Below are 19806 nucleotides of genomic sequence, written 5' to 3' on the forward strand. Positions count from 1 at the left end.
TTTAATGTTTATTTTTCTTTTTTATCATAAGGATCAATCGTAACAATCGAACCATCAGCATTGTATTCAATTTTGGTGACTTTTATTGATCTTAAATGTGTAACTCCTTTAGACAAACTTGAATCATGATAAAACAAATACCATTCGTTTTCAATCTCACAAATAGAATGGTGCGAAGTCCATCCAATTACCGGATTAAGGATTCTGCCTTTATAGGTAAATGGTCCGTAAGGGCTATCTCCTATTGCATAACAAATAAAATGAGTATCTCCTGTTGAATAAGAAAAATAATATTTACCATCATATTTGTGAACCCAGGAAGCTTCAAAAAAGCGACGGTCATTATCGCCTGCTAACAAAACTTCTCCATTCTCATCCAGAATTTTAATTTCTTTTGGCTCTTCAGCAAACTCTTTCATGTCATCCGACAATAAAGCCACAATCGGCCCTAATGCAGGTTCATTTGAAGACGGCTCTTCATTTGCTTCATCATATTTATTGTTTCGGTACTTTTGAAGCTGACCTCCCCAAATACCCCCAAAATACATATAATATTTTCCGTCTTTGTCTTCAAAAACGGCAGGATCAATAGTATAACTTCCTTTGATTGCTTCCGGTTCCGGTATAAAAGGACCTGTTGGCGAATCACTGATCGCTACTCCAATCTGGAAAATTCCGTTGGCACGTTTCGCCGGAAAGTACAAATAGTATTTTCCGTTTTTGCATGCTGCATCCGGTGCCCACATTTGTCGCTCTGCCCATGGCACATCATTGACATGCAAAGCAAGTCCATTGTCTACCGCTTCTGCATTTACGTTTTCCATCGAAATAACATGATAATCCTCCATTCCGAAATGATCTCCGTTATCGTTAAAAGGAATACCGGCATCAATATCGTGTGACGGATAAATGTATATTTTTCCATTAAAAACGTGTGCTGATGGATCAGCAGTATACATATGATTTACTAATGGATTCGAGATTGCTCGTTTATCTAACTCTAAAAAGTCAATATTTTCAATACTATCTTCAGGCATTTTTTTTTAAGTTTTTTTTTAATTTTTAAATAAGCTAGGCTCTTCTTTCTTTTAAATCCGATTCGATCTGGATTTCCATTTTCTTATCTATTTTATAGAAAAACAATAAGGCAACACCAATCAGAAAAGGAATCGCAGGAAAAACGCTCACCAGCAGTTTTATTCCGTTAATCGCAATATCAGATTGGGTTAATGAATTCGGAACATAATCAAAATGTCCTAACAATGAAGTTGTTAAAGCTCCTCCAATACTCAAACCGGCTTTTAAACCCACCATCATAGCCGAAAATATAATGGCAGTGGCACGACGATTATTCAGCCATTCTGAATAATCGGCAACGTCTGCGATCATCGCCCAAAGAATCGGGATTGTGATTCCGTAAAAGAATCCGTGCAGGATTTGTGAGAAAAAAATCAGGCTGATTGATTTTGAAGAGAAGAAATAGAAAGCCAAAATAAATAAGGTCGATACAAATAAAAAGGAACCAAAAATATTTCGTTTACCATATTTATCTGCCAGCCCTTTTGATAAAGTGATTCCGACGATCATGAAAATAATTCCACCGGCGTTAAACAAACCAAAACCTGCCGCAATAGGATCATTCCCAAATTGATTCAGTCCAATTCCGGCTAAACCGTCGAGAATAGGCTGAATGAAAATAGCCAGTTGTTGTTTGTCTACATAATTTTCAAAATAATATACATACGCACCACCTTTCATTGCCAAAGTAACAAAAACCAAAGTAGTTAAAACAAGCATGATTACCCATGGTTTGTTTTTTACTAAGTCACTTAAATCTTCCTTGATACTTGACTTTTGTTCCGGTTTTGGAACGATACGTTCTTTTGTCGTAAAAAAAGTAATCAAAAGCATGATTGTTCCAATAATTGCCAAAACGGTCATAACTTTTTCGATACCAATTGCCTTATCACCATTTCCGGCACTTTTTATAATTCCGAGCATAAATACCTGCACAAAAAACTGTGCAAACATTACCGCAACAAAACGATACGAAGACAAGCTATTGCGCTCGCCCATATCGCCTGTAATGACACCACTTAAAGCCGAATAAGGTAAATTGTTACTCGCATAAAACAAAAGCAAAAAAGTATACGTTACAACAGCGTAAATTACTTTACCATGATAAGCGAAATTAGGAGTTGTAAAAGCCAACAAAGCAATTACGCCCAACGGCACTGCTGTCCATAATATCCAGGGTCTGAATTTTCCCCATTTTGTACTGGTTCTGTCTGCCAGAACGCCAATAATTGGATTAAATATAAAAGCCGCAATCAAACCAACAACCAACATAATAATAGAAGAATCTGTAGGCGATAATCCGTAAATATCGGTATAAAAATAAGCCAGATAAGTCATCAGGGTCTGAAAAACCAAATTGGCTGCAAGGTCGCCTAAGCTGTATCCAATTTTTTCTTTTATGGATAGTTTTTGAGTATTAAAATTCATTCTTCTTTTGTGGTTATTTTGGGTTAGTTTTATAATCCAATTTCATTAAAATCGGATTATTTTATTAGCTCTTGTACTGATTTCAAAAGGCTTTTCATTAAGCAATCGGTTGTGTAAAATTAGCAAAAAAAACATACCGTCCAAATTTACTTTGCTTTATTACCTTTTTTTTTAGAAACGACCTGATGTCCTAATTCTTCAAAGCCTTGCCAATACTGGTATTCTTGTAATTCTTTAATTTCATTAAACTATCATACGCTTTTTTTGGCTGAAGCTGTGTATCGAATAATAGAGGATAATTGGTACGACCCTTTATAGGCCAGTCATTTAACCATGATTGTCCGTCATGCACACCCCAAAAAGTGACACGGCTGATTTTGTCTTTGTGTTTGAGAAATAATTTAAAGATATCCTCATAACGTTGTGCGAGCTGTGTCTGAACTGCATCCGGAAGTTTATCCGGGTACGGATTCATTTTAGCACTTCCTTCAAAATTCTGATTTACATCAGCACCCTGCAAATCCCAAGGATTTGGTAATACTGTTATGTCTAATTCGGTAAAAGCTACTTTCAGACCTAAGGCAGAATAAGCCAAAATACTTTCTTCAATTTCCTGTAAAGAAGGACTTTCCAATCGCCAATGCGCCTGAATACCAACACCATCTACTTTACCGCCGCCTGCTTTTACTTTTTTGATTAAATCAATTGTACCTTGTCTTTTAGCTGGGGCTTCATTATTATAATCATTGTAATACAAGTCGACCTTTGGATCAGCTGCTGCTGCCAGTTTAAAAGCGTCAGTAAGGTATTGTTCACCAAGTGTACTCAAAAAAACAGATTTTCTCAATGTTCCGTCTTCATTTAAAGCTTCGTTGACAACGTCCCAGGAACCAATTCGTCCTTTATATTTCGAAACAATTGTCGTAATATGATCTTTCATGAAAGCTTTCATTTCTGTGCTGTCTTTGATTTTCTGCATCCACGGCGCTAACTGACTGTGCCATATCAAAGTATGACCGTGAATAAACATTTTATTTTTTTCACCATAGGACACAAATTTATCAGACATGGCAAAGTCGTATTTGTCTTTTTGTGGATGTACAAACATCGACTTCATGAGATTTTCTGCCGTAATCGCATTATATTCTTTGCGAATTAATGCATCTACTTTAGCATCTTTTTCTTCAATTTGACTGGCACTCAAAGCCGTTCCAATATAAAAATCTTTTTTATAAGCGTCTTTCAGAGAACTGACCTTTTTTTGTGCTGTACAATTTACAAACAGCAAAGTGGTTATTGCCAGTAAACAGGGTTTAATTAATTTCATATTTATATTTTAGTGGTTGATAGTTAATTTTTAAATATACATTGCTTTCTGTTAGGTCTGGTCTGTATCATTTCTTTTGAAAACTTTCCGGTGGTCCTAAATAGGTTTTTACCATTTCACCTGACGCTGTCTCAATTACAATCTTCTGAAGCACTAAAGCGGGATCAATTCCGTAAAATTTTAAAGTATGATTTCCGGCATTTATAATACTATGTGAAGAGGTAATAATTTTAATATTGTTGGCAACCGACATATTCCAGTTTTTATCCGAACTGTCTGCGTTCAGGTTCATTATTTGTGGAAGGTCTTCATCGAAACCAATTCCGTATTTCAAACCATCACGAACTGTAAAATTAATAGTCGGCGAAAAATAAGCGTGCACTTTTACTTCTCCTTTGCTCTGTAAATACACCTCATATTCTAATCGTGGTGATTTCTCAGAAATTTCAATTGGCTTAACATTAGAAGGTTTTAAAGTAACTCCTGAGTCGGTTTTTCCAATATTCGGGATTACAGTCCACTTGACATCTGCATTAATTGCTTTAGCATAATTTGAAGCTTCAATCGATACAAATCCATTGCTTTCAACAAAACCTTTGCTTCCGTTTAAATCAAGATTTTTAGTATTGACAATTATCGTGAAATTTTGATTATTGGCTACAATTGTAAACTGACTTTTGGCATCGTTTTTCGGGGCTTTCTCCCAATCAATAGAAACTAATACTCTTTCTTCGGAATTAATTTTTCCTTTTACTTTTGAGATTTTAATCCAGTTCTCTTTAGACGTTATTTTGAAGTCAAAAGGAACAGTTCCCCTGTTGAAGATGTCTACAAAATAAGATTGGTTTTCAGCTGAATTGAAAGTTGGTAAAACAATTTCAGATTTACTATTTGGCCACCAATTTTCAGAACCTTCAATTGCAATTCCGGCTTCAGATTTATTTGGTAATTCAATAGTTTTTGTTTCCGGAATAACATTGTTTTTTGGTTCCTGCCACGAAGTATATCCAATGTGGGTTTGCGCCATCATATGATTCCACTTGCCATTTGCCAGTTTGGTATGATAGTAATTTGTCAGCAAACTGTCTTTTTGAAATAATTCTTTTACCTGTTTCGCATACGTATTTGCAGATGCCCTTCCCTGATTGGCGTAAAGCTTATTTTTAGCGGTTGCAACATACAATTCATTCAAATTCGCACTTGCCAAAACAGGAAACAAAATCAACTGATAAAAAGCATCCTTGTACTCCGGTTTTATTTTTTCATTAATCGAATTCGCTTTATCAACCAATTTTTTATAATCGGCTAAAACGGTTTCTGCTTCGTTGTAATTCGTAATACTATACGTTTTGTCATTGAGCAATTCCGGTTTTCTTCTGGAATTGTATTTAGTGTACAATTTTATGATTTGAGCGATTTCTTCTGTGTGCTGGTCATCGAAATTTTCTTTCGCCCATTTTGTGTAATATTGATCTAAATTCCCTGCGTTCCATTTTTCTGGATTCCAGGCCATGTCAAGGAAAAACTCCGTTGGAAACTCCATTGGCTTAATATCTCCCACATTGACAATCCAAATTTTATCGACACCGTGTTGGTACGCCAAATCCATTTGTTCCCAGGTACGCTCAATTTGATTGGTGTTGATCCATTTGTAATTTCGCGGACCGCCTACATAGTCAAAATGGTAATAAATACCGTAACCGCCTTTTCTTGGTTTGGCGTTTAGTTCCGGTAACTTCCTGATATTTCCCCAATTGTCATCGCACAATAAAAGTGTTATATCATCGGGAACACGCATTCCTTTGTCGTAATAATCCTGAACTTCTTTGTAAAGCGCCCACATTTGTGGCGTTTCTTCAATTGGTTTTTTAGTGGTTTCTTTTATGATTTCTCGTTGGATTTTTACGATATTTTCTAATAAATCAATTGCCGTTCCCTGCGTCATCGGTTCATCTCCATCGCCACGCATTCCCACCGTTACAATCGTTTCTGTATTGCCCATTCTTTTCATTCCGTCTTTCCAAAACGAAATCAGATTTTCAGAATTGGTACTAAAATCCCATTTTCCTTTGCCTAATTTTGCCCATTCCGCGTGTGCTCTTGTCAACGGTTCGTGATGCGAAGTTCCCATTACGATTCCGTATTCATCAGCCAAAACAGCATTCTGAGGATCATCCACATAAAACATTCTTCCCCACATCGAAGGCCACAAATAATTGCCTTTCATTCTCAAAATCAATTCAAAAACCTTGTCGTAGAACTTCGCATTAAATCCGCCATAGTTCTCAAACGCCCAGCATGATAATGCCGGAGCTTCATCGTTGATGAAAATTCCACGGTATTTTACTTTTGGTTCTCCATTAGAATGAATTCCGGGTAAAACATGTAATTCTGATTGTTTTTTCACCGGAACGTCAGCCCAGAAATACCAGGGAGAAATGCCAATCTGATTCGACAAATCATACATTCCGTAGATCGTTCCTCTTTTATCTGAACCTGCAATAACCAATGCTTTTTTAATTCCTTTTGATGGATTATCGACAATTTGAGTGGTGAATTTTTCCCATTTTCCTTTTAGTTGACCGGTATCAATTTTTCCGTCACGCACCAATTGATCTATGATTTCACTTTTTCCAATTGTCCCAATAATAACTACATATTCAGTTGCTTCTGAAATTGTATTGATTTGTTTTGGATGAATATTGGTGACTTTAAAAAGATCATTTTCTAAATGTTCTTTAACTTTTAAAACTCCTGGAAAATCATTTTTGCTTATTAAGATAGAGGCAACATTTCCTTTTGATGCCAAAGGGAAAGTTTCAGACGAAGCTTTGTTTACTATATATTTTTCTCCGTTTATAGCATACGATTTTGTGCTGATTCCGAAGAGAAAAAGCAGTAGGATTATTGGCAGTAGTGGAGATTTTAGTAAACGCATGATATTTTTTATTGATATTAATTCTAACAGTTTTGAAGACAATCTTGTCATCCCGAGGAACAAGGGATCAAAAAAATGCGCATACAAACTTAGCTTCATCTGATACCTAACAGGTTTTTAAAACCTGTTAGGATATTTAGATTATAAATTCAGTTTATAAGCAATTCCCATTTCCAGTCCTCTTAATTCAGCCAAACCTTTCAATCTACCTACTAAAGAGTACCCAGGATACGTTTCTGTTTTTTCATCCACCGCATGCAAAAAGCCGTGATCCGGACGCATGGGTAAACTCACTTTTCTTTTATTCATTAATAAAAGAAGCTTTTCAACAATGACTTCCATTTTTGAATCACCGTTTAAATGTTCTGATTCCCTAAAGATGTTTTCGCTTTCGCGGATGGTATTTCGAAGGTGTAAAAAGTGAATTCTATCCCCGAAATCATCTATAATTTTCTCCAGATTATTTTTTGGATCTGCTCCCAAAGAACCTGTACAATAACAAAGTCCGTTTGCATTGGAAGGAACGGCTTCGAAAATCGCTTTGATATCTTTTTCTGTTGAAACAATTCGGGGTAAACCTAAAACCGAAAACGGTGGATCGTCTGGATGAATCGCTAATTTTGAACCACATTCATCTGCAACCGGAGTTACTTCTGATAAAAAGTAAATCAGATTTTCCCTTAGTTTATTATTATCAATTTGAGCGTAATTATCTAAAAGCGAAAGAATTTGTTCAGCCGTAAAATTGATTTTACTGCCCGGCAATCCTAGTAAAACATTTTTAAAAAGTAAAGCTTTCTCGTCTTCAGAAAGTTTATTTCCGAATTCCAGTGCCTTTGCTTTTTCTTCCGCCGAGTAATCATTTTCAGCATTGGGTCTTTTCAGCAAAAACACATCAAAATAAGTAAACGCCAGCTGATTATATAACAACGCTTTACTTCCATCTTCGTTGATAAAATTATGTTCTGTACGTACCCAGTCCAATATCGGCATAAAATTATACGTGATAATTTTAAGTCCGCAATCCGCCAGATTTTTTAAACTGATTTTATAATTTTCGATGTATTGCAGATAATTTCCTGAGGCACGTTTTATTTCTTCGTGCACCGGCAGACTTTCGACAACAGACCATTCTAATCCGGCTTCTTTAATGATTTGCTGTCTTTCTTTAATAGCCTCAATTGACCAGATCTCTCCAACAGGAATTTGGTGCAAAGCTGTTACGATTCCAGTTGCGCCAGCCTGTCTGATATCTACTAACGTCACACCATCCTGAGGGCCAAACCAACGCATGGTTTGTTGCATTTTTATCATAATACTAACTTTATTTTTAACACCTTGATTTTTAAACACATAAAAACATAGCTTAACATTGTGTTGAAAAAAGGCATTTCATTTGTTTAAAAACACCTAGCAGGCTATGTGGGCTTGTGTGCCTTTTAAAGAACTCAATGTCTTTATATATTATCCGAATAAAATTTTAAACACAGAAATATTGCTTTCACTTAAAAATCTAGATTTCAACTCACAGCCTATGTGTTTTCAAAACTAGTGAAACGCCTTTACCGCCAAACCAATCTATGTTTCTATGTGTTTAAAATATATTTTTTAAAACCCAATACTGTTTCCGCCATCAACTGGCAAAACGGTTCCGGTTGTATATTTTGATTCGCTTAGAGCAAAATAATAAACGGCATCTGCAATGTCTGATGGTTCTCCCAAAAATCCCATTGGCGTTCTTCCGAGTACCTTATTTTTTCTTTCCGGATCGTTATCAAGCGCCGTAGAAGACATTTTTGTTTTGATAAATCCCGGAGCGATACAGTTTACACGAACACCAAAGGGAGCCAATTCTACCGCCATTGCTCTGGTCATCGATTCGATTGCTCCTTTACTTGCTGAGTATGCTATTACTTTCGGAATACCATATTGTGATGCCATCGAACTGATGTTGATAATGCTTCCTGTCCCCTTTTCTTTCATGTTTTTTACAACCGCTTTGCTAACCGCAAAAACACTTAAAAGGTTAGTATGGATTACTGATAAAAAATCCTCATCGGTTACATCCAAAAACTCTTTTTTAAGATTAATTCCGGCGTTGTTTACCAAAATATCAATCGGATTTTCTTTTGTTATATTTTCAATCATGGCCGGAATTCCCGCCAGATCATTTAGATCGTAAATCACCGGAATTGCATTAGGTCCTATTTCTTTACACGCGTCTTCTGTTTTCTCTTTTGATCTTCCAATTATATAGGTTTTGATTCCGTTATCACATAATTTCTTTGCTGTTGCAAAACCCAAACCCGAATTTCCTCCGGTTACAATTGCTGTTTTTGTGCTCATATTTTTTAATTTGAATATTTAATTTCCCGGTGCAAATGGGAATTTTAAGGATTGAAAATAATCTAAAGACTGCGTTGGTTTCTCTACTCCAGTTGGCAATTCTTTACCTGAATATTGTTGGAAATAAAGCAAACACGCATCTCGCCACCATTTTGCTTCTTTATACTGAATTTCTAATAACATTTGTACTTCTTTGAAACGCTCTGCATCCACAAATTTCTCGGTTTTATTCCAAACGTTCTGCATGTTTTTCACCTGATTCACGCCTTCCTGGTATTTTAACGCTAAACCATTCCAAAGCGTCTGACCGTTTTTCAATTTATAATCCCAGGCAACATGATGAAACCATAACAAATCTTTTTCCGGACAGGTTTCCAGATTATCAAAAATTTTCTCCACTTCAGGAGCATATTGCGCTGTGGCATTGGTACCGGTTTTAGAACGGTCAAAACCAATTCCGTTTTTATCGGCTTTATGGTAATATACCGGATTCCATTCTGGTCGTGATAAATTGGAGACCCATGGTCCCGGACCGTAATGGTGGCCGGTATCCATAATATGATGTAAACCAAGAGGCGTCATATAATTAACAACTGCTTCACGGGAATCCAAAAGCATTTCTTTTACTGGCTTAATGAAGTTTTCATCATTAGAGAAGGTAGATCTCAACCATTCATCGGCAATCACTTCTGAATCTAAATTGGGATTCCACGCCAATCTCCCGAAGCCGTACCAATTTGCCTGCGCAAAAGGGTGTCCGGTCCAGTTTAAATCATTTCCGATATTGGAAACTCCGGCAATTCCGGTCAGTTTTGTTTTCGTTATAGAACCGTCGATCACTTTTGCAACGGTAGTACCTTTTCCTTTTTGCCAGGTATCGGATTCTAAAACTTCCTGAAATAGTTTCGGCAGAAAAACCAAATGGGTACTAAAACCTAAATATTCCTGAGTAATTTGAAACTCCATCATTAAGGGCGTTTTGGGCATGGCACCAAACATGGGATGAAAAGGCTCACGAGGCTGAAAATCGATCGCTCCATTTTTTACCTGAACAATTACATTGTCTTTAAATTTTCCATCGTACAGCACAAATTCGGCATACGCTTGTTTGGCTCTGTCATTGGCATCGTGTTCTGAGTACACAAAAGCGCGCCACATAATGACCCCTCCAAAAGGTGCCACGGCATCAGCTAACATATTAGCTCCGTCCACATGATCTCTTCCGTAGTTCTGTGGACCCGGTTGCCCTTCAGAGTTTGCTTTTACCAGAAACCCTCCAAAATCGGGAATTCTTTTATAAATTTCTTTGGCTTTATTTTTCCACCAATTCGCCACATCCGCATCTTTTGGATCGGCTGTTTTTAAACCGCCAATTTCAATTGGTGCCGAAAAACGGGCTGTTAGATATACCTTTATTCCGTAGGGTCTGAATACGTTTGCTAACGCTTCCACTTTTTCCAAATATTGAGGCGTTAAGATTAAAGCATTTGCATTAACATTGGTCAAAACCGTTCCGTTAATTCCGATTGATGCATTTGCTCTTGCATAATCGATATAACGCTGATCAATAAAATCAGGAAGTTTTTGCCAATTCCATAAAGAAAAACCAGCGTAACCACGTTCAACAGTCCGGTCTAAATTATCCCAGTGATTTAAGATTCGGATATTTGTTTTTGGAGCATCAACAATATTTAGGTTTTTGATGGATTTATTCGTCTGCACCAATCTTAGAAAACTATAAACGCCATACAAAACGCCAATATCTTTTTTACCCGTAATGATAATTTGATTTTTACCTTTTAATGAAATTGATTTAATAATAAAACCTTCTTCACTAATCGGGTCAAAACTTCCAATTTCTTTTTGAATATCTGAACTTAATACTTCCTTAGATCCAATAATAATATTTTTGTCGCCTTCAATTTTTGATTGGACAGAGATTGTTTTTCCGAACATTTCGTTTAATCCGGCTTCTAATTCTTTTGAAGCAATTCTTGACGTTTCTGAATTTCCTAAAGAAACGATTCCATTACTATCAGAAAGGTATTTTGACACCAATTCGGTATTCGTTTTCTTATCATATTGAAGCCATAATTTATAATCTTTTTGCGCCATTGTTTTAAAGGAAAATAAAAGCAGAAAAATAGGAAGTATAAACAAATGTTTCTTTGGATAACGCATTAGCTGTTTTTTTTTGGGATTAATTTTCAAAACCTGCAATCGGTTGCGTAAAAATATAGCATTGTGTTTTAAGAAAAAAATTTTACTGCAAAATTTTTCACACAACAACAATTCTTTTGTTAAAAAAAGGAAAGGACTGATCCGAAATTATCAATGATGGTAGTAGAAATTATTTACCTCTGTTGGAAGAAGCACGAACTAAAACTTGTGTATTTAAAAAAGTAACTTCTGTAATACTATCTTTTTTAGGACCGTCGGGACTCTTTTTAGCCGTCTTTAAATGGTTTAATATTTTCTTGGCCGATGTCTGTCCCATCTTTACAGCAGGATGCGAAATAGTGGTCAATCCCGGATCAATAATAGATGCGATTGGATCATCATTGAAACCAATAATTGCAATATCCTGCGGAATTTTAAGGCCTCTTCTTTTTGCTACCTGAATAGCACCGACTGCAGCAGTATCATTTGATGCAAAAATGCCATCAGGCGGATTTGGTAAGTCAAATAAAGTATTAGCTACAGCTTCGCCTTCTTCAAAAGATAAATTGGTTTCTGTTATAAGACTCTCATCTACAACGAGATCAGCTTCTAACAAAGCATCAATATAACCTCTTTTTCGTTCACTGTAGGTATTTCTGTGCTGCGAACCTGTAATGTGCGCTATTCTGGTACAGCCTTGTTCGATCAAATGTTTTGTCGCTTTATAACCTGCAGAATAATTGTCGATCATAACACGATAGGTGCTAAAATCTTTAGGTACCCTGTCAACAAATACCAAAGGAATGTTTTTATCTATAAATTTCTGAAAATGACCAGTATCGCGTGTTGCCATTGCCAGGGAACAAATCAAACCACAAACGCGGCTGTCGTAAAGTGCTTTTGATAAATTGACCTCATCTTCATAAGAATCATGGCTTTGGGTAATCATAACGCTGTAACCTGCCTTTTGTGCGACCTCTTCAATACCGCTAATAAGCGATGAAATAAAAGGCCTGTTGATTCGGGTCACCAGAACTCCAATTATACGGGTCGAATTACCACGTAAACCAGCTGCTAAAATATTGGGACGAAAACCCATTTCTTCAGCCACTTTTTTTACTTTTTTTATGGTTTTATCACTTATAGTATGATGATCTTTTAAGGCACGTGAAATCGTCGAAGTCGCCAGATTCATTCGTTGCGCAATATCATAAATGGTAACATCTCTACTTTCTTCCATAAAAATTTTATCAAAAAATAATGGGTATTTTACATTTTAAATCAATACTAAAAATGAGACTGATTTTATATTTCTATTATTTTCGAGAAATAAATTCCTAAAAAAATTTCAGTAAAATTAAATTATTTTTTCTTTCTTTACACAATCGGTTGCAATAAAGTTCTACAAAAAAAAACACTCCATTGTCGATAACTTTTAAGCAGTATGAATAGGCTTTAAAAATTATGGGAAATGGATTAAAAAAGATATCCTATGAAAAAATCAATCGCACTTTATCAAATCATCCTATTTTCTTTTCTTGCCATTTCTTCTAATGCACAGCTTAAAAAAGAAAAATTCCAATTTCAAAATACCTCTTTAAGTTTTGAAGCAAGGGTAAATGATCTTGTAAGCCGTCTGACTCTGGAAGAAAAAGTGTCACAAATGCTGAATTCCTCACCGGCAATTCCGAGATTGGAAATTCCAGCCTACGACTGGTGGAATGAAACACTTCATGGTGTTGCGAGAACTCCTTTTAAAACCACTGTATATCCACAGGCTATTGCTATGGCGGCTACTTTTGATAAAAATTCGCTTTTTAAAATGGCCGATTATTCCGCTTTGGAAGGAAGGGCGATTTACAATAAAGCGGTTGAATTAGGCCGAACCAACGAACGTTATCTGGGACTTACCTACTGGACTCCCAATATTAATATTTTTCGCGATCCTCGTTGGGGACGCGGACAGGAAACGTATGGAGAAGATCCGTTTCTGACTGCCGTTTTAGGAGATTTCTTTGTTAAAGGGCTTCAGGGAGATGATCCAAAATATTTAAAAGCAGCAGCCTGTGCCAAACATTATGCCGTGCACAGTGGCCCTGAACCTTTACGTCATACTTTTGATGTTGATGTAACTCCTTATGAACTTTGGGATACTTATTTGCCTGCTTTTCAAAAATTGGTAACAGAATCTAAGGTTGCCGGCGTAATGTGTGCATACAATGCTTTCAGAACGCAGCCTTGTTGTGCCAGCGATATTTTGATGACGGATATTTTGCGCAAGCAATGGAAATTTGATGGTTATGTAACTTCTGATTGCTGGGCTATTGACGATTTTTTTAAAAATCATAAAACACATCCGGATGCAGCTTCTGCTTCTGCAGATGCGGTTTTTCACGGAACTGATATTGACTGCGGAACAGACGCCTATAAAGCTTTGGTAGAAGCAGTAAAAACAGGAAAAATACCAGAATCACAAATTGATATTTCGGTAAAACGTCTTTACATGATCCGTTTCCGATTAGGAATGTTTGATCCGGTTGAAATGGTAAAATATGCTCAAACTCCTGCTTCTGTACTAGAAAGTCCGACACATCAGGAACATGCGCTTAAAATGGCGCATCAATCGATGGTTTTACTTAAAAACGAAAACAATACGTTGCCTCTTAGCAAAAAAATAAAAAAGATTGCTGTTCTGGGGCCTAATGCAGACAATTCGATTTCTATTTTGGGAAATTACAATGGAACTCCTTCTAAACTATCAACGGTTTTACAAGGTATTAAAGATAAATTAGGCAGCAATACCGAAGTTATTTATGAGCAGGCCATCAACTTTACAAATGATACTTTATTAGTGTATGCCGATCTTAAAAAGCAATATGCTTTTGAAGGCAAACAAGGTTTTAAAGCAGAATATTTCAATAACAAGGATCTTACGGGGAAGCCGGAGATTACACGAACAGAAACAGAATTGAATCATTTTTGGCAGGAAGGTCAGGCAGTGGTTCAAAACATAAAAGCCAATAATTTTTCTGCCCGTTACACCACCAACTTTACGGCAGCTGAAAATGGAAGTGTTACTTTTGAACTGACTGCAGACGATGGTTATCGTTTTCTGGTAAACGGAAAAGAAGAACTAAATGCATGGACAAAAAACAGATGGGGCGGACAAACTTTTGAATTAAAAACAACTAAGGGAACCGTTTATAATTTAGTAGTCGAATATTGGCAGGGAGAAGGAAAAGGCAACGTTGCCCTGAATGCAGGAAATTATAAAAAAACCGATTTTACGGCTCTTGTTAATCGCTTAAAAGATGTGGATGCCTTTGTTTTCACCGGCGGAATTTCACCTCAACTGGAAGGCGAAGAAATGAAAGTAAATTTTCCGGGCTTTAAAGGCGGAGACCGTACTTCAATTTTATTGCCAGCAGTACAAACGGATTTAATGAAAGCTTTAAAAACAAGTGGAAAACCAGTTGTTTTCGTTATGATGACCGGAAGTGCAATCGCTATTCCGTGGGAAGCTCAAAATGTTTCTGCCATTGTAAATGCGTGGTATGGCGGACAAGCAGCAGGAACAGCCGTAGCCGATATTCTTTTTGGAGATTATAATCCGGCCGGAAGATTGCCGATTACTTTTTACAAAGGCGATTCGGACTTACCTGAATTTGTCGATTATAAAATGGACAACAGAACGTATCGTTATTTTGAGGGAACGCCACTTTATGGTTTTGGGTATGGTTTGAGTTATACAACTTTTAAATATGACGACTTAAAACTGCCGGCAAAAATAGCGAAAGGAAAAAGTATTTCCGTTTCTGTACGCATCACCAATACTGGTAAAATGGCCGGTGAAGAAGTAGCACAATTGTATGTAATCAATCAAAATGCAGCTATAAAAGCTCCTTTGAAAACTTTGAAAGGATTTGAACGAATTAGCCTTAAAGCGGGCGAAAGCAAAACTATTTCTTTTACACTTTCTCCCGATGATTTATCGCATATTACTGCCGAAGGTGTTTCGCAGCAATACAATGGCGAAGTTAAAATTGCCATTGGCGGTCATCAGCCGGACGAACCTAATAAATCGAACAGTAACATTTTAGCTAAAAATATTTTGATTCAATAAATAAAACTAGTTTTTACTATGAAGCTGTTTATGAAGCGTTTCCATTGGAGCCTGATTTAATTGCATTATTCCTGTCTCCGGGCGATCTAAAGCTAAAATAAGAAACATTACCGAAGAAAAAATAATGGAAATAAAAACGGCCAAAACATGATTTGTTTTACCTGAAATTCCAAATTGATAACCGAGAATAAGCATCGTAAATAAAGTTATGATAAACAGCACCCATAAAATTGTAACAGGCAGTCGATATTCGAATGTAAAAGTTACGCGTTTGTTATAAGTATCAACGAGTTCGTTTATTGAACCCGTATAAAGTGAATAAGCTTCAGAACTGCGATCTTGCGCTGCCAGAGCTTCAGAATAACCCCAAAGCGAATCAAGAATACTTTGTGATCTTTCCTTTAGATTTTCTATTTTTTTAACGGAAAGATCTTTAAAAAGGCTTACCCGCATATCTGTATATTCTTTTAAAAGTTTTCGGGAAGAAGAACGATATGGTTCAGGTATTAATCCGGATTGTAGATAGGCAGTTCTGATTGTAGTAACTTCTTCAAGCAAAAGTTCTTTTCTGTTATTATAACGATTGTCTACAATTTGAAATGTAAACGCCAGCATAAAAGCCAAAAGTCCAAGTGCAGCTCCAACTACCGATCCTACCGGAGAATCGTTTACTTTTCCGGATTTATTCTTTATAAATAAACCGTAATACTGACCGGCAAGAATGGGGATTAAAATGCTGAAGAAAGGAATAATAAACATTCCTGCAATCTCAAAAAAACTTACATTTATCATTGTTCTTTCGTATTAGATAGTAAATCTGACTATCAAATATAATCTTTATTCCACAAACAAAAACTACTGATTTTCAAATTATTACAATTATTTTTTTTTCTTATCACTAGAAATTAAAATCAAATGTTTTTGCTAAAAAATAAAAAAAATAATAAGATTTTTTTTCTAAATTTGATTGTACAAATTGGCATTCAATACGATTTCCCCCAAATCATTTTTTTTATTACCTCAACCTGCATTGACCTTTTGGTAAATAGTAGTAACGTAAAATGAAAAAAAATGAAAAATTTTACTCTGAAAATCTTTTTAATTTCTTGTTTTCTTATTTCTTCCTTCGGGTATTCAAAGGATAAACTTTTTTCTGAAAACAAATTTGCTTTTTTTATTCCGAATAGTGCTGGTGCTAAATATGCCGCTCCTACTATTAACGATGCAACCGTATTAGCCTTTTTTAAAAAATATTCTCAATTAAAAGATTACCAAAACGATGTCTCATCTTTATACAAAGAGAGGGCTTATAAATCAATTTGGTATGACGGCAATGACATAAATGAATTTGGCCATTTGATGTATCATAAACTGAATTCCACTTATGAAGAAGGGGTTCAGGTCAGGATTCCGTATAAAGATAAAATAGACGAGGTTTTTGATGAAGATTCAACTGATAAAGTTTCTGATTCTGATACTGAACTTTTATTAAGTTCGATGTACATTCTTTATGCAAAACATGTTTTTCAGGGAATGGATGCAGCTACACAAAATAAAATTGAATGGTATTTACCAAAGAAAAAACTTTCTTATCAAACTTTACTGGATTCCCTTGTTATCAATCCAAATTTATTAGATCGAAATAATCATGTTCTGTTTAGTCAATATTACAAACTTCAGGATGTTTTAAAAAAATACAGAGAAATTGAAAAAAATAATACCTGGAAAACCATAACCCTACCGAATCCATACAAAGATTTGAGACCGGATGATACGGGGGTTACGATTCAGGATGTCAGAACAAGACTTTTTGTGATTGGCGATTTGGCACAGGATTCTAAAAGCAATTTTTATGACCGGGAATTAATGGATGGTGTAATGAAATATAAACTCCGCCATGTGCTGACTCCAAATTATATTATTACAAAAGAACATATCGCTCAAATGAACGAACCTATTAGTGACCGTATCAAAACTTTGATGCTGAATATGGAACGCTGCAGATGGATTCCGCCAACATTAGAAAATCAGGAAGAATATGTGATGGTTAACATTCCGTCGTTTAGGCTCTATTTTGTCCGAAATGGAAATTATGATATTGTCTCCAATGTTTTTATCGGAACACCTTTAACCCAAACTGTCATTTTTAGCGGACAGATAGATCGTATTGTTTTTAGTCCGTATTGGTATGTGCCGAGCAGCATCATTAAAAATGAATTAAAATTGAAAATGGCAGAAGAGAAAAACTATCTGGCCGATCATAATATGGAATGGAATGGCGGAAACGTAAGGCAAAAACCAGGTCCTGATAATGCTTTGGGACTTGTAAAATTTATGTTCCCGAATCCAAACGATATTTATATGCACGACTCGCCGTCTAAGAGTTTGTTTGGTTTTGAGAAACGTATTTTCAGTCACGGTTGCATCAATGTTGAAAAAGCAAAAGATCTTGCCATTTCAATGATGAAGGATTATCCGGATTGGACTCTCGATAAGATTAATTCGGCTATGAGCGGAGTTAAAGAAACGCCCTTCAAACTAACAAAAAAGATCCCAATCTACATTGGTTACTTTACCGCCTGGGTTAGCAAAGAAGGTGACATTGGATTCTTTCCTGATGTTTATGAGCGAGATGTTAAATTAAATAGTTTACTCTTTCCTCAGGATACTGGGTTTAAGACAGCGAATAATTAGATTTTTTTTTAGAAAATAGAGTAAAGAGTATAGAATAAAGATTGAAGAGCACAGAAACCTCCAAAAACACGATTTTTGGAGGTTTTTTTATTTTTTGGAAGCACTTTTTTCGCCGTATTTTTTTTTGATATAATCAGTTACGGGTCTTAATGGCTTATTGTTTTCAGGATGCCTTCCGTGTGTGTTAAAGAAATCTGCTTTATCACTACTTGTTTTTGCATACCAAACAATTGCATCTCCATTTATAAAGCAGGTTGTCGTATCGCAGACTTTTATTTTTTTAAGTCCAAACTTACTTTCATCATAGGGTTCTACTTTTCCTAACTTTCCAATTCCTTCAATTTTTAGATCACAATCAACTTTATCATAATGATCATTCGTCCATTGCATGCATTGTTCTTTTGGAAAAATATAATAACTGATTCCAAATCCCAAACAAAAAACAATTAAAATGCCAGCTGCAGTCAACTTTAATTTTTTATTAAATCGATTTGTAAATTTAACAACAGAAGGTTTTTTATCTGTTGGAACATTTTCAAAAGTAAGCTCGTTTTTGTTTCCAGTCTCTTCCACTTCAATCTCATTTTCATTTTCAACAATAACTGTTTTAGATTTATTAAAATCTTGAATTGATTTTTTCTCTTCAACTATTTCTCCGTCTTGAAATTTTCTAAAAGGACGAAACTGAAAATTAATTAAAATAGCCGCCATTTCAATTCTCTGTCTATTTTCTGTATTACCTCCTTGTAAAAAAGAAATTATAGGTTTTAACTTCTCAATATTGCAGTTTTCAATTGCTTTTTTTAATGATGAATTTTCATTAGCCCTTAAAAACATTTTTATAATCTCTTCATCAATTTTACTCAAACCTTTTTCCAAAAGTCTAAGATAAAAATCTCTTAATTGGGCAGGTGTTGGATCAGATAAAACACCAGACATGTCTTCTTCAATTGCCAATTTATAATTAGCTCTAATCGCTGTTTTATAATCTTCAATAGTAAAGTTACTCATAAGCTATACGGAATTATTCGAAATATCGGAATGATCCGAAAAACCGGAAACACTTAGCAATACAGGTTTGTAAGCGTCGGATCTTTGCTACATCAAAATTAGTTATTGTTCGATATCGCGATAAGAACAAATGTACAAAACTAGTTCACTTAAAAAGTATGGAAAACCGTAAGACGGAGTTTATCCGGGAAGTATAGATAAAATCTTACTGTTCTACATACTTCACTTCCTAAACAAAATTTGGTATTGCCATTTAACAACATTCGGAAAAGTTCTAGTTCCGAACGGCCATACCCATGCCTAATTTTTAAATCATAGAAAACATGAAAAAATTATTTTTAATGGGAACATTTGCGCTATTGAGTGCTACATTATTTTCTTGCACAGCTGATGAAGAAACATCAGATAACAAGTCTGCAACTGAGGTAAAAAAAGAGTTAAATCCAGAAACGCCATCCTATGCTGATGGCCCTGGAGATGATCCAATCATTATTCAACCACCAAAAAAAGATTAATTAAAAATCTTTAGTCCACAATAAATCAGTAATTTCGGGGAAAGTAAATTAAATGTTACGATCCCCGATTTTTTGTTTGCTTATTTTTGTCTTCTTTATTTCTTGTAAGGACAAAACTCCTATAAGCACTACCACAAATCCAAACAAAAAAGAGGCCTTTCTTTTACAGGAAAAAGGAATAACTCAT

13 protein-coding genes are annotated in these 19806 nt (G+C 35.6%); 3 read left to right on the forward strand and 10 right to left on the reverse strand.

The features are described from left to right. Positions 1–8: 8 nt before the first annotated feature. The 8 genes from AC6CH4_RS15970 to AC6CH4_RS16005 form a co-directional block, all read right to left on the reverse strand. Positions 9–1037, reverse strand: a complete 1029-nt coding sequence (locus tag AC6CH4_RS15970) for a glycoside hydrolase family 43 protein (RefSeq protein WP_498104654.1) — start codon at positions 1035–1037, stop codon at positions 9–11. Positions 1038–1071: 34 nt separating this feature from the next. Then, complete coding sequence (locus tag AC6CH4_RS15975; protein WP_498104656.1) at positions 1072–2505, reverse strand: MFS transporter; 1434 nt, start codon at positions 2503–2505, stop codon at positions 1072–1074. A gap of 190 nt (positions 2506–2695) precedes the next feature. Next, a complete protein-coding gene (locus tag AC6CH4_RS15980; protein WP_498104658.1) occupies positions 2696–3832 on the reverse strand; it encodes an endo-1,4-beta-xylanase in 1137 nt (378 codons plus the stop codon). Between the two features lie 67 nt (positions 3833–3899). Beyond that, positions 3900–6770 carry a glycosyl hydrolase 115 family protein gene (locus tag AC6CH4_RS15985; RefSeq protein ID WP_498104660.1) on the reverse strand — a complete coding sequence of 957 codons (2871 nt, stop codon included), beginning with the start codon at positions 6768–6770 and terminating at the stop codon, positions 3900–3902. 141 nt (positions 6771–6911) lie between these two features. Next, a complete protein-coding gene (uxuA, locus tag AC6CH4_RS15990) occupies positions 6912–8075 on the reverse strand; it encodes a mannonate dehydratase (protein ID WP_498105030.1) in 1164 nt (387 codons plus the stop codon). Positions 8076–8378: 303 nt separating this feature from the next. Continuing rightward, complete coding sequence (locus AC6CH4_RS15995) at positions 8379–9116, reverse strand: SDR family NAD(P)-dependent oxidoreductase (protein ID WP_498104662.1); 738 nt, start codon at positions 9114–9116, stop codon at positions 8379–8381. A gap of 18 nt (positions 9117–9134) precedes the next feature. Continuing rightward, the gene (locus tag AC6CH4_RS16000; protein ID WP_498104664.1) at positions 9135–11297 is read right to left on the reverse strand and encodes an alpha-glucuronidase family glycosyl hydrolase; all 2163 of its coding nucleotides are present in this window, start codon (positions 11295–11297) and stop codon (positions 9135–9137) included. 169 nt (positions 11298–11466) lie between these two features. Further along, on the reverse strand, positions 11467–12516 hold the full coding sequence (locus AC6CH4_RS16005) for a LacI family DNA-binding transcriptional regulator (protein ID WP_498104666.1): 1050 nt from the start codon (positions 12514–12516) through the stop codon (positions 11467–11469). Between the two features lie 252 nt (positions 12517–12768). Here AC6CH4_RS16005 and AC6CH4_RS16010 point away from each other — a divergent pair, with 252 nt between their 5' ends. Beyond that, a complete protein-coding gene (locus tag AC6CH4_RS16010; RefSeq protein WP_498104668.1) occupies positions 12769–15399 on the forward strand; it encodes a glycoside hydrolase family 3 C-terminal domain-containing protein in 2631 nt (876 codons plus the stop codon). 6 nt (positions 15400–15405) lie between these two features. Here the strand turns inward: AC6CH4_RS16010 and AC6CH4_RS16015 are convergent, their stop codons facing one another. After that, positions 15406–16191 (reverse strand): bestrophin-like domain, encoded by a 786-nt coding sequence (locus AC6CH4_RS16015; RefSeq protein ID WP_498104670.1) that lies wholly within the window; start codon positions 16189–16191, stop codon positions 15406–15408. Between the two features lie 279 nt (positions 16192–16470). Between AC6CH4_RS16015 and AC6CH4_RS16020 the strand changes: the two genes are divergently transcribed. Further along, positions 16471–18093: a L,D-transpeptidase family protein gene (locus AC6CH4_RS16020; protein ID WP_498104672.1), complete on the forward strand. Its 1623-nt coding sequence runs from the start codon at positions 16471–16473 to the stop codon at positions 18091–18093. An 87-nt stretch (positions 18094–18180) separates the two neighbouring features. On the opposite strand, the gene AC6CH4_RS16025 is transcribed toward AC6CH4_RS16020, so the two are convergent. Then, positions 18181–19104: a hypothetical protein gene (locus tag AC6CH4_RS16025; RefSeq protein WP_498104674.1), complete on the reverse strand. Its 924-nt coding sequence runs from the start codon at positions 19102–19104 to the stop codon at positions 18181–18183. A 323-nt stretch (positions 19105–19427) separates the two neighbouring features. On the opposite strand from AC6CH4_RS16025, the gene AC6CH4_RS16030 reads away from it, so the two are divergent. Continuing rightward, a complete protein-coding gene (locus tag AC6CH4_RS16030) occupies positions 19428–19619 on the forward strand; it encodes a hypothetical protein (RefSeq protein ID WP_498104676.1) in 192 nt (63 codons plus the stop codon). The last annotated feature ends 187 nt before the right edge of the window (positions 19620–19806 follow it).

Source organism: Flavobacterium sp. GQ95, from assembly GCF_059758655.1.

Bases quoted from the DNA above. Each gene is read 5' to 3' on its own strand.
- AC6CH4_RS15970 (WP_498104654.1), bottom strand. From the start codon at position 1,037: ATGCCTGAAGATAGTATTGAAAATATTGACTTTTTAGAGTTAGATAAA.
- AC6CH4_RS15975 (WP_498104656.1), bottom strand. From the start codon at position 2,505: ATGAATTTTAATACTCAAAAACTATCCATAAAAGAAAAAATTGGATAC.
- AC6CH4_RS15980 (WP_498104658.1), bottom strand. From the start codon at position 3,832: ATGAAATTAATTAAACCCTGTTTACTGGCAATAACCACTTTGCTGTTT.
- AC6CH4_RS15985 (WP_498104660.1), bottom strand. From the start codon at position 6,770: ATGCGTTTACTAAAATCTCCACTACTGCCAATAATCCTACTGCTTTTT.
- uxuA (WP_498105030.1), bottom strand. From the start codon at position 8,075: ATGCAACAAACCATGCGTTGGTTTGGCCCTCAGGATGGTGTGACGTTA.
- AC6CH4_RS15995 (WP_498104662.1), bottom strand. From the start codon at position 9,116: ATGAGCACAAAAACAGCAATTGTAACCGGAGGAAATTCGGGTTTGGGT.
- AC6CH4_RS16000 (WP_498104664.1), bottom strand. From the start codon at position 11,297: ATGCGTTATCCAAAGAAACATTTGTTTATACTTCCTATTTTTCTGCTT.
- AC6CH4_RS16005 (WP_498104666.1), bottom strand. From the start codon at position 12,516: ATGGAAGAAAGTAGAGATGTTACCATTTATGATATTGCGCAACGAATG.
- AC6CH4_RS16010 (WP_498104668.1), top strand. From the start codon at position 12,769: ATGAAAAAATCAATCGCACTTTATCAAATCATCCTATTTTCTTTTCTT.
- AC6CH4_RS16015 (WP_498104670.1), bottom strand. From the start codon at position 16,191: ATGATAAATGTAAGTTTTTTTGAGATTGCAGGAATGTTTATTATTCCT.
- AC6CH4_RS16020 (WP_498104672.1), top strand. From the start codon at position 16,471: ATGAAAAATTTTACTCTGAAAATCTTTTTAATTTCTTGTTTTCTTATT.
- AC6CH4_RS16025 (WP_498104674.1), bottom strand. From the start codon at position 19,104: ATGAGTAACTTTACTATTGAAGATTATAAAACAGCGATTAGAGCTAAT.
- AC6CH4_RS16030 (WP_498104676.1), top strand. From the start codon at position 19,428: ATGAAAAAATTATTTTTAATGGGAACATTTGCGCTATTGAGTGCTACA.